Annotated in this window: 7 protein-coding genes, 1 tRNA gene and 1 rRNA gene; 3 read left to right on the top strand and 6 right to left on the bottom strand. The window is 43.5% G+C overall.

Annotated features, from left to right (window positions below; all coding sequences use genetic code 11):
- Nucleotides 1-5: 5 nt before the first annotated feature.
- The gene (locus H8Z79_RS06490; RefSeq protein ID WP_118039623.1) at nucleotides 6-1643 is read right to left on the bottom strand and encodes a CTP synthase; all 1638 of its coding nucleotides are present in this window, start codon (nucleotides 1641-1643) and stop codon (nucleotides 6-8) included.
- A gap of 168 nt (nucleotides 1644-1811) precedes the next feature.
- Nucleotides 1812-3221: an amidophosphoribosyltransferase gene (gene purF / locus H8Z79_RS06485; protein ID WP_072520887.1), complete on the bottom strand. Its 1410-nt coding sequence runs from the start codon at nucleotides 3219-3221 to the stop codon at nucleotides 1812-1814.
- Nucleotides 3222-3511: 290 nt separating this feature from the next.
- Between purF and H8Z79_RS06480 the strand changes: the two genes are divergently transcribed.
- The gene (locus H8Z79_RS06480; protein ID WP_118039624.1) at nucleotides 3512-5623 is read left to right on the top strand and encodes a glutamine synthetase III family protein; all 2112 of its coding nucleotides are present in this window, start codon (nucleotides 3512-3514) and stop codon (nucleotides 5621-5623) included.
- A 239-nt stretch (nucleotides 5624-5862) separates the two neighbouring features.
- Entirely contained in the window at nucleotides 5863-7605 is a 1743-nt protein-coding gene (locus H8Z79_RS06475; protein WP_118039625.1) for an ammonium transporter, read from the top strand.
- 99 nt (nucleotides 7606-7704) lie between these two features.
- On the opposite strand, the gene H8Z79_RS06470 is transcribed toward H8Z79_RS06475, so the two are convergent.
- Entirely contained in the window at nucleotides 7705-8364 is a 660-nt protein-coding gene (locus H8Z79_RS06470; protein WP_072520884.1) for a trimeric intracellular cation channel family protein, read from the bottom strand.
- 207 nt (nucleotides 8365-8571) lie between these two features.
- Here H8Z79_RS06470 and H8Z79_RS06465 point away from each other — a divergent pair, with 207 nt between their 5' ends.
- The gene (locus H8Z79_RS06465) at nucleotides 8572-9540 is read left to right on the top strand and encodes a P1 family peptidase (RefSeq protein ID WP_072520883.1); all 969 of its coding nucleotides are present in this window, start codon (nucleotides 8572-8574) and stop codon (nucleotides 9538-9540) included.
- Nucleotides 9541-9877: 337 nt separating this feature from the next.
- On the opposite strand, the gene H8Z79_RS06460 is transcribed toward H8Z79_RS06465, so the two are convergent.
- From H8Z79_RS06460 to H8Z79_RS06450, 3 genes are all read right to left on the bottom strand, one after another.
- Nucleotides 9878-11323, bottom strand: a complete 1446-nt coding sequence (locus H8Z79_RS06460; protein ID WP_118039626.1) for an alanine/glycine:cation symporter family protein — start codon at nucleotides 11321-11323, stop codon at nucleotides 9878-9880.
- A 250-nt stretch (nucleotides 11324-11573) separates the two neighbouring features.
- Nucleotides 11574-11644: transfer RNA gene (locus H8Z79_RS06455), tRNA-Trp, on the bottom strand.
- A 65-nt stretch (nucleotides 11645-11709) separates the two neighbouring features.
- Nucleotides 11710-11888, bottom strand: a 23S ribosomal RNA gene (locus tag H8Z79_RS06450); the annotation flags it as partial.

The raw sequence follows: 11888 nt of genomic DNA, 5'->3' as shown, positions 1-11888 counted from the left end.
CTTTCTTATTCCTGATTTTTCGCCTGCCGGCTTTTTTTCAGTTTTGCATAATCATCTGCAGCCTTTACAAATCCACGAAACAGCGGATGTGCATGGTTCGGTCTGGATTTAAATTCCGGATGTCCCTGTGTTCCTTCGTAAAATGGATGATCCTTGATCTCGATCATCTCTACGATGTGTCCGTCAGGAGAAGTACCTGCAATTGTCATACCTTTTGTGGCAAATTCTTCACGATATGCATTGTTGACTTCGTAACGATGTCTGTGACGCTCCTGAATTTCTTTCTTTCCAAACAATTCCAGTGCTTTGGAGCTGTCTGCAAGTACGCATGGATAGCTTCCGAGTCTTAAAGTACCTCCCAGATCTTCCACGCTCTCCTGATCCGGCATCAATGCAATTACCGGATGTTTTGTTGACGGATCCAGTTCGATACTATTGGCATCTTCATATCCGAGCACGTGACGGGCAAATTCCACAATTGCCATCTGCATGCCGAGGCAGATACCCAGATATGGAATCTTGTGTACACGTGCATACTGTGCTGCAAGAATCATACCTTCGGTTCCTCTGTTTCCAAATCCTCCCGGAACAAGAATACCGTCTACTTTATGAAGTGTCTGATCCAGATTTTTCTCATTCAGTTCTTCAGAATCGATCCAGGTGATCTCAACCTTTGCCTTGCAGGAAATACCACCATGTTTCAGAGCTTCTACCACACTTAAATAAGCATCATGAAGCTGTGTATATTTTCCTACCATTGCAATATTTACAACGCTTTCCGGATTTCTGAGGTCATTGACCATCTGAATCCACTCACTTAAGTCCGGTTTACGATTTTCAAGTCTTAAGGATTCCAGTACTACATCTGCCAGTTTCTCACGTTCCATGGCAAGCGGTGCTTCATATAGATATTCCACATCCAGATTCTGCAGTACATGGCTGACCGGTACGTTGCAGAACAAAGCGATCTTTCCTTTGATTTCATCAGTCAGCGGATGTTCGCTTCTGCATACCAGTACATCCGGCTGTATTCCCATTCCCTGCAGTTCCTTAACACTCGCCTGTGTCGGTTTAGTCTTCATTTCTTCGGAAGCTCTCAGATACGGAATCAGTGTTACATGTAGAAGAATTGCATTGTCATGTCCTACATCATGCTGGAACTGACGGATAGATTCCAGAAACGGCTGGCTTTCAATATCTCCGACGGTTCCGCCAACTTCAATAATTGCAATTTTCTCTTCATCCTGTGATTTTGCACGATAGAAACGACTCTTAATCTCATTTGTAATATGAGGGATAACCTGCACGGTTCCTCCGCCGAAATCTCCGTGACGTTCCTTCTGTAATACAGACCAGTAAACCTTACCGGTCGTTACATTGGAATTTTTGTCGAGGCTTTCATCAATAAATCTTTCATAATGCCCCAGATCCAGGTCCGTCTCTGTACCATCGTCCGTAACAAAAACTTCTCCATGCTGGATCGGATTCATTGTACCCGGGTCAATATTGATATAAGGATCAAACTTCTGCATAGTCACCTGATATCCGCGCGCTTTCAGAAGTCTTCCGAGAGACGCTGCCGTAATACCTTTACCAAGTCCGGATACTACACCACCTGTTACAAAAACATATTTTACTGCCATTACCGATTTCCTCCTCTATCCTGTATCTTAAAATAAAAAAGGCGCCAGAAGCGTATAAGGGACTATCCCCAATCGCTCCTGACGCCTTTGTCAGAATAAGATCCTAAAATATGAAATTTACTATACCTTATTTTTTTTCGTTTGTAAATATGTATTTTTGTAAAAATATCAACATCCACAGTCGATTTTTTTGTTGAGTTCTGCTTCCACATCCATCGGATACTTACCGTCGAAGCAGGCTTTACATAACGGAAGATTACCTGCCATTCCCTCAAGATATTCACTCTGCATATATCCAAGAGAATCAGCTCCGATCATCTCACAGATTTCCTGTGCACTGTGATTGCTTGCAATCAGCTGATCATTGGACGGTACATCTGTTCCGAAATAACATGGATGCAGGAACGGCGGTGAACTGATTCTTACATGAACCTCCAGCGCACCTGCCTTCTTCAGCATACGGATCAGATTTGCGATCGTAGTTCCTCGCACGATGGAATCGTCTACCAGTACGATACGTTTACCTTTAACTGCTGAATCCAGTACACTCAGTTTCAGATGGACACTGGACTCACGTTCTTTCTGTGTCGGTTTGATAAAGGTTCTTCCGATATAGCTGTTCTTATAAAATGCAAATCCAAACGGGATTCCCGATTCTTCTGAATAACCTTTCGCTGCCGGAATACCGGATTCCGGAACACCTGTAACCAGATCCGCATCTACCGGGTAGGATTTTGCAAGGGATTTACCGCCACGGATACGTGCATCATAAATCTTTACCCCATCCATCATACTGTCCAGTCTTGCAAAATAAATATATTCAAATACACAATGGGCATGTTTGCCGGTACTCAGTTCTTTGTTGGATTCGATTCCGTTCTTTGAAATCGTGATCATCTCACCCGGTTCAATGTCTCTGACGAATTCAGCACCTACAGAAGTAAGTGCACAGCTTTCAGAAGCAAGCACATACGTATTGTCACGCTTACCAAGGCAAAGTGGTTTCAATCCAAGCGGATCACGGACACCGATCAGTTTTCTCGGGCTCATGATTACAAGCGCATAGCCTCCCTTTAGCTTGCGGGCGGTTTTCAGAACTGCTTCCTGAACAGTTTTAGAATGTACCCTTTCTCTTGCCACATGGAATGCAATAACCTCTGAGTCTGTTGTCGTATGGAAAATCGCTCCATTCTGAATCAGTTCCCATTTCAATTCAGGGGTATTGATCAGGTTACCATTATGTGCAAGTGCGAGTGTTCCCTTAATATAAGACAGAACCAGCGGCTGTGCATTCTCCGCAACAGATGCACCGGTTGTGGAATAACGTACATGTCCGATTCCGAGATCCCCCTCCATATTCCGTATGGTATCTTCACGGAGAACTTCACTTACCAGTCCGAGATCCTTATGAAACTGAACATTACCGCGCTCTCCGTTCGTTTTGGAAACTGCAAGTCCGCAAGACTCCTGTCCACGATGCTGAAGTGATGTAAGGCCATAATAAATGGATGGAACAACATTACCTCCATCCAGATCATAAATACCAAATACACCACAGGCTTCCTTAATTCCTGCCATCAGAATTTCCTCCCATTATCTATGAAATTTACCTGTGAATCTACCTGAAATTATAATAGAAGATCGACTTTTGTCAACCCTTGTCCCTGCAAAAAGCCATACAAATAAATTCATCTGACCAAACAAAAAATTTGAAATTTTTTTCACAAAAAATGTTGACAAGAGTTTTTTTTTGTGTATACTACATCACATAAGCAACGGCGCTTTGGATTAGATTCCAAGGCGCCTTTTTTGTTTATCACTAAGATCATAACGATTAATGGAATCGAAAATCGAAAGGAGACTTTACTATGGGACATAGCATTCCTGAAATTTATGGCAGTCTTGTTTTTAACGACAAGATCATGCGTGAGAAATTACCGAAAGATATGTACAAGGCGCTGAAGAAAACAATCGAGAACGGTACACATCTGGAGCTTGATGTTGCCAACTCTGTAGCAGTTGCCATGAAAGAATGGGCACTGGAACACGGCGCTACCCATTATACTCACTGGTTCCAGCCAATGACCAATTTTACAGCAGAGAAACATGACAGTTTCATTTCTCCTACTGTTGACGGTCAGGTTATTATGGACTTCTCCGGCAAGGAACTTGTAAAAGGTGAACCGGATGCATCCAGTTTCCCGTCAGGCGGTCTTCGCGCCACCTTCGAAGCAAGAGGTTATACAGCATGGGATCCTACTTCACCGGCATTCATTAAAGACCGTACACTTTATATCCCGACAGCTTTCTGTTCTTACAGCGGCGAAGCACTGGATAAGAAAACTCCTCTTCTTCGTTCCATGGATACCTTAAATAAAGAGGCTGTTAAGATTCTTCGTCTTCTTGGCAATACAGAAGTCAAACACATCAACACAACCGTAGGTCCGGAGCAGGAATATTTCCTTGTAGACAAAGACCTCTACAATAAGAGAAAGGACCTGATCTTCTGCGGACGTACACTGGTCGGTGCTCCGGCTCCTAAAGGACAGGAAATGGAAGATCATTATTTCGGAACTCTGAAGCCACGTGTTGCCGCTTACATGCATGATCTGGACGAAGAGCTCTGGAAACTCGGTATTCCGGCAAAAACGAAACATAATGAAGTTGCTCCTGCACAGCATGAGCTTGCTCCTGTATTTGATACAACAAATGTGGCTGTCGATCACAACCAGCTGACTATGGAAATCATGAAAAAAGTTGCAGCAAAACACAACATGGTTTGCCTGCTTCATGAAAAACCATTCGAAGGAATCAACGGCAGTGGTAAACACAATAACTGGTCCATGAGCACAGACACCGGAGTCAACCTTCTGGATCCTGGCAAAACACCTGCCGAAAATACACAGTTCCTTGTATTCCTTGTAGCTGTTATCAAAGCAGTTGATGACTACGCTGATCTGCTTCGTATTTCTGTTGCAAGTGCCGGAAACGACCACCGCCTCGGTGCAAACGAAGCTCCGCCGGCTGTAGTATCCATCTTCCTCGGTGATGAACTTACCGAAGTACTCAAGGCAATCGAAAACGATGAATTCTTTGCCGGACACGGTGCTGTTCAGATGGATATCGGTGCAAAAGTACTTCCTCACTTCGTAAAAGATAACACAGACAGAAACCGTACTTCACCGTTTGCATTTACCGGAAATAAGTTTGAATTCCGTATGCTTGGCTCCTCTTCTTCTGTAGCCAACCCGAACATCATCCTCAACACTGCTGTTGCAGAGGTACTTCATCAGTTCTATGAGGAACTGAAAGATGTTCCGGCTGAAAATATGGATACCGCTGTTCATGAACTGCTGAAAAAGACGATCATTGATCACAAACGAGTTATCTTCAACGGAAACGGTTATACAGATGAATGGATTGAAGAAGCAGAAAAACGTGGTCTCTACAATCTGGTTTCCACACCGGATGCACTGCCGCACTTCATCGATGAAAAAAATGAAAAACTGCTTACCAGTCATCATATCTTCACTGATGCAGAACTTCATTCACGTTATGAGATCAAGCTCGACAACTATGTGAAAACTCTTCACATTGAAGCAGGTACTTTAGCTGAGATCATTCAGAAAGATCTTCTTCCGAGCATTACTACATACATGGAAAAAATTGCACAGACCGCAGCACTTAAGAAATCAGTCGTTCCGGATATTTCCGTATCCGCAGAGGCTTCTCTTCTTACACAGCTGACAGAGCTTTCCGAGGCCATGACAAAAGATCTCGAAACCCTGAAAAAAGATACTGCTATGGCTGAATATGAAGCCGGCAAAGATCTTCTTAAAAGTGCTAAACTTTATCAGAGCGTTGTCCTTTCTGATATGGAAAAGGTTCGTGCTTCCGCTGATGCAGCCGAAGTTCTGATCCCGGATTCCATCCTTCCATATCCGACATACGGAAAACTTCTGTTTTCTATCTCTGACTGAGGAAAAACAATTTCACAATGGTAAAATCAGGGGATGTCACTATGAACATGAACTACTTCATACTTCATAATTCATTATCGATTTCCTCATCCATTAATCACACGATACAACATCCCCTGTTTTACATATATATATTTGATTCGTAAAGGCGCGGAGAATGATATAACATCATTCCCGTGCCTTTTCAATTTTGTAACCATTAACTTATTCAACTTTTTTAGGGAAAGAGAGGTAACTTTATGGATTATTCAGCAGTAAACACAATATGGGTACTTTTAGGTGCCGCACTTGTCTTCTTTATGCAGGCCGGTTTTGCAATGGTCGAAACTGGTTTTACCAGAGCCAAAAATGCCGGTAACATTATTATGAAAAACCTGATGGACTTTTGTATCGGTACTCCTACATTCTGGATCGTCGGATTCGGAATCATGTTCGGAGCCGGAAACGGATTCTTCGGAAAGATCGGTGGAATTGCTACCGAAGCTAATTATGGTTCCGCAATGCTCCCTGACGGTGTTCCGTTCTGGGCATTCCTGATCTTCCAGACAGTCTTCTGCGCAACATCCGCTACAATCGTATCCGGAGCTATGGCAGAACGTACAAAGTTCTCATCCTACTGTATCTACAGTTTTCTGATCAGCCTGATCGTTTATCCGGTATCCGGACACTGGATCTGGGGCGGTGGTTTTATCAGCCAGATGGGATTCCATGATTTTGCCGGTTCCTGTGCAGTACATATGGTCGGTGGTGTTGCCGCATTTGTCGGTGCTCTCATCCTCGGACCTCGTATCGGAAAATACTCTAAGAGCGGCAAATCAAAAGCCATTCCGGGACACAACCTTACCATCGGTGCTTTAGGTGTATTCATCCTCTGGTTCTGCTGGTTCGGATTTAACGGTGCATCTACTGTCAGCATGGAAGGCGATGCTATCGTAAGTGCAGGTAAGATTTTTGTAACTACCAACCTTGCTGCTGCTGTTGCGACAGTTGCCGTTATGCTCATCACATGGGTAAGATACAAAAAACCTGATGTTTCCATGTCTCTGAACGGATCTCTTGCAGGTCTTGTTGCTATTACAGCCGGATGTGATACCGTATCTCCGGTATCTGCTGCTATCATTGGTATTATCTCTGGTTTTGTAGTTGTATTCGGTATTGAATTTATTGACAAAGTACTTAAAGTAGATGATCCGGTTGGTGCAGTCGGTGTCCACGGATTAAACGGTGCTTTTGGTACCCTTGCAGTTGGTCTTTTCTCTGACGGAGCTGGCACAGGCTGGAAAGGTCTTCTGGTTGGCGGCGGTCTCCATGGATTCGGCGTACAGCTCGTCGGTATGCTCATCACAATCGCATGGGTTGCTGTTACTATGACAATTATTTTCCAGGCGATCAAACATACCATCGGCCTTCGTGTATCCGCCGAAGAAGAAATCGAAGGTCTGGATTCCAAAGAACATGGTCTTACAAGTGCTTATGACGGATTTGTTGTACATGACACCATGACTGTTCCTACTCCTATGGGCGTTGCAAAGAAAGCAGCCTCTGCAAATGTTTCTGCAAATGTAGCTCCGGCTGAAGTTGTTAACACAATTCCGGAACTTCCAAAAGAAGGCGTACACAAGCTGACAAAAGTAGTTATTATCACACGTCAGAGCAAACTTGAAGAATTCATGCATGCAATGAATGAAATCGGTGTTACCGGTATCACAATTACAAACGTTATGGGATGTGGTGTACAGAAAGGTGCCCGCTCCTACTACCGTGGTGTTGAGATGGATATGAACCTGCTGCCTAAGATTAAGATTGAGATTGTTGTCAGCCTGGTACCAGTCAAAACAGTTATCGAAACTGCCAAGAGAGTTCTTCATACCGGTCAGTACGGTGACGGTAAAGTATTTGTATACGATATCGAAAATGTTGTCAAGATCCGTACCGGTGAAGAAGGATTTGAGGCACTCCAGGACACACAGCCTCTGGAATAAACTTCCGGTAAACCCTTAAAATTTCCTCTATAAGTAAAATGAACAAAAGCAGCTCCTCTCCGATTCGGAGAAGGGCTGCTTCTTTGTCTGCAACAATATTCAATTCTCTTCTTCACGTGCAAGTTTCGGAAGATTCCAGCGGTAATGTGCGGCCAGATACCGGATCAGAACTACGACTGCCGATGCTCCTACCATAGATGCAACCGCACCAAAATGACGGTACAGAACCACACAGACGATTGCTCCTACGATTGATGCACATGCATAAATATGGCGCACAAGAATGTATGGTGGTACTCCTGCCATAATATCTCTCAGTAATCCACCACCAACGCCGGTAATCGTCCCAAGAAACACAAGCAGAAACATATAATCCACATATCCATGTGAAATTCCGGTGTTTACACCTACTACCGTAAATATCCCAAGTCCGATCGAGTCCATCACAAGCATGACTTTGTCATAAGTCTCACGATTGTGCCCCTGTAAAAGCTCTTTCTTTAAATATAAAATCAGAAAGACTACACAGGATGTAATCGTTGCCACCAGTGTATAAATCGGATTTCTGAACATTGCAGGTGGTACGATTCCAAGAATCACATCACGTATCGCCCCACCGCCGACAGCTGTCGTAACTCCGAGCACGATCACACCGAAAATATCCATGGCACGATCTACCGCTACCATAGCTCCGGACGCTGCAAACGCCACTGTTCCGAGCATTTCCATGATAAATGTAATAAGCTGCTGATAATCCATAATTTTCCCTCTCCAGTTCCCCCATCATTATCTTCTTATTAGAAGTCCTGATGTTCATTATAACTGTCTGAGAGAGTTCTTGCAATCAGATATCGCAAAACGCTTTCCTTCTTTTCACTCTGCTGCAACTTTTTTGTTCCTCCATTCTGTTTGACTTTAAAATAGTTCTTTGTTAGTATAATTATAATTAACTCAAGGAGGCATACAATGAAAATAATTTCCATAAAAGATTTTGACAATATCCGCATTGGTAATGCCCAAAACACCTCGGCCGGAACAGGCTGTACCGTCATTATAAGCGAAACCGGCATGTGCGCAGGACTCGATGTACGTGGAGGCGGACCGGCTTCCCGTGAAAGCGAGCTGTTGAAACCTCTTGCTGCTGCCGATCGGATTCACGCAGTCCTGCTCGGCGGTGGAAGTGCTTTCGGACTTGATGCTGCCGGCGGTGTTATGCAGTTTCTGGAAGAAAAAGGAATCGGGCTCGATGTCGGCATCGCGAAAGTTCCTCTCGTATGTCAGTCAGATATTTTTGATCTGACTGTTGCTGATCCATATACCCGTCCGGATAAAGCCATGGGATACGAAGCCTGTGTCGGTGCCTGGCAGAATAATTACCAGGATGGCTGCTTTGGTGTCGGAACCGGTGCAACCATTGGCAAATTAAACGGCATGGAACACTGCATGAAATCCGGCATCGGAAGTTATGCAGTACAGATTGGAGAATTAAAGATCGGCGCTATCGTCGCTGTCAATGCCCTGGGGGATATTTATGATCATCACAATGGTCAGATCATCGCCGGCATGCTCTCTGATGACCGGAAATCTTTTGCTGATTCTGCACAGTTTCTTTACCGGTCATATGACATCCACGAAAACAAATTTGTGGAAAATACCACAATCGGTGCGATCATCACCAATGCTGCCTTCACCAAAAGCCAGCTCTGTAAAATTGCCGGCATGACACACAATGGCTATGCACGTTCGATCCGTCCTGTGCATACCTCAGCTGACGGAGACAGTATTTACGCACTTTCTGTCGGAAACATACCTGCTGACTGTGATATGGTCGGAACACTTGCTGCAGATGTGATGGCAGAAGCAATTCTCTGCGCAATCAGAAACAGCGAATCAGCTTATGGTTTTCCTGCTTATAAAGATCTCAGTTTCGTATAAAATTTGGGGTTACTTACTAAGTACGTGTGTATAGAAATTGCTTTTGAGGAATTAAATTATTTAATGAAATCTTTTTTCCAGATAGGGTCTGTTTGTTTCATTGATCTTTCTTTTTGTATTGTGTTCGATCCCAGATTCCTTTTATTTTTTTCCATCCTCCTGTTGCAACGAGGAAGAATTTGGCGTCAATCTATTTTTTCGAAATAATAACAAACTGACCCTCACTCCGGAGGGAGAGCTTTTTTATAAAAGTGCAGAAGAACTTCTTGCACATGCGGATTCCGTAGAATCTGAATTTCTAAATCTATTCATAACCAAAAAGATAGCTGACACAAGGTCAACTATCTTTTTTTCGGTTCCACGCTCCGGTCTCATCTTTGATACCGAATTTTGCCGGATCAAACACCGGATTCTTACCGCTTTTCTTTTGTTTTTCGTAATCTCGCAGGATTTCTACAGCTTTTGGTGCAAGAAGTGCGATTGCAATGATATTTGCCCATGCCATAAGTCCATATCCGATATCACCCATTGCCCATACAGCATCTGCATTTACAATTGCCCCAAGGAAAGATGCTGCAAGGAACACTGCTCTGGCGATTGCAACTGCCTTTTTGCTGTTACCTGTCAGATAACGGATATTGGATTCTGCCTGATAACAATATCCCGTCATAGACGTAAATACAAACAAAACAATAATGATGGCAAGTGCCTTGCCACTCCACGTTCCAAAAGTACTTATCAATGCATGCTGTGTCCATTTGATTCCAGATTCCAGACCGCCGGTCTGACTGATCAGAAGATTTCCGGCTGCATCAGCTACATCAAATGTACCTGTCAAAAGAACGATCATGGCTGTTGCTGTTCCGATAAATAATGTATCCACATAAATGGAAAATGACTGGATCAGTCCCTGTTTTGCAGGATGTGAACATTCTGCCGCTGCCGAAACGATCGCACCACATCCCATTCCCGCTTCATTGGAATAAATACCACGTTTGACTCCCCATGAAACTGCAGAACCAACAATACCTCCCAGTACTGCATGCACTCCGAATGCAGACTGAATGATCAGCTTCAGGATTCCCGGAAGTTTGGTAATATTGAGTCCCAAAATAATAACTGCTGCAAGAATATATACCGCACACATCGCCGGTGCAAGTAATTCCGCAATCTGTGCAATTCTTTTAATACTTCCATAAACAACAATACCGAGAATTACACAGCAGATAGCACCGACAAGAATTTTATTTACAGAAAATGCTTCTTCAAAAACTGTTACAAGTGAGTTGATCTGCACACCCGGCATGAGAAATCCAGGTCCCAGAAATGCAACAATTGCAAAAAGGATCGCATACGGTTTGCATTTTAAACCTTTTTCTATGTAATATGCAGGGCCTCCTGAAAACTCTCCATCCGGATTTTTGACCTTGTAAGCCTGTCCCAGCGCAGATTCTACAAATGCAGAAGCCGCTCCGATTGCCGCGATCATCCACATCCAGAATACCGAACCCGGACCTCCGTAAAAAATTGCAGAAGCAACACCGGCAATATTTCCCATGCCAACACGAGCACCTACCGTTGTCGCAAATGCCTGAAACGGAGTAATTCCGCTTTCACTTTCTTCTTTATCCATTAAAAGATGAATCATTTCTTTCATCAGTCGAATCTGTGGAAATTTCATTCTGATTGAAAGATACAATCCCACACCGAGACATAATGCAACAAGTACCATGCTCCATACTAACGAGTCTACGTTGTTCACAAATACTGAAAAACTTTCCATACATTCCTCTTTTCTGATTTTCTTTTTATCTGATATTCAAAAAATAAAAGGCTCCCCATGGTACGCACACTTTATCGTGTTATCGTGGAGAGCTGTTAACTCATTAAATTTATAATACACTTTGTTTCAATAAAAAGCAATAAAAAGTGACAATTTGGTGTCCTCTCTGGTGCTCCTGTATCCTGTATATTCTATGAAACGCAAAAAGCCGGAAAGTCTTAATTTAAAAGACTTCCCGACTCACTAAGAACAGGGGATGAGAGAATCGAACTCCCACCAAAGGTTTTGGAGACCCCTATCATACCATTTGACCAATCCCCTACATTATCGTATCTTCAAAACCACATACATGTTGACATTTGCAACCAAATCATGACCATGCTTTCTTGGTCAAGCCCTCACCCTATTAGTAGCAGTCAGCTCCATGTGTTACCACACTTCCACCTCTGCCCTATCAACCTCGTCGTCTTCAAGGGGGTTTACTCCTTTCGGATGGGATATCTCATCTTGAGGGGGGCTTCACGCTTAGATGCCTTCAGCGTTTATCCCTTCCGGGCTTGGCTAC

It is taken from the genome of Blautia intestinalis, assembly GCF_014297355.1.
GTDB lineage: Bacteria > Bacillota > Clostridia > Lachnospirales > Lachnospiraceae > Blautia_A > Blautia_A intestinalis.
The sequence above is the reverse complement of the archived record's forward strand: the minus strand, read 5'-3'. Positions and strand labels throughout refer to the sequence as shown.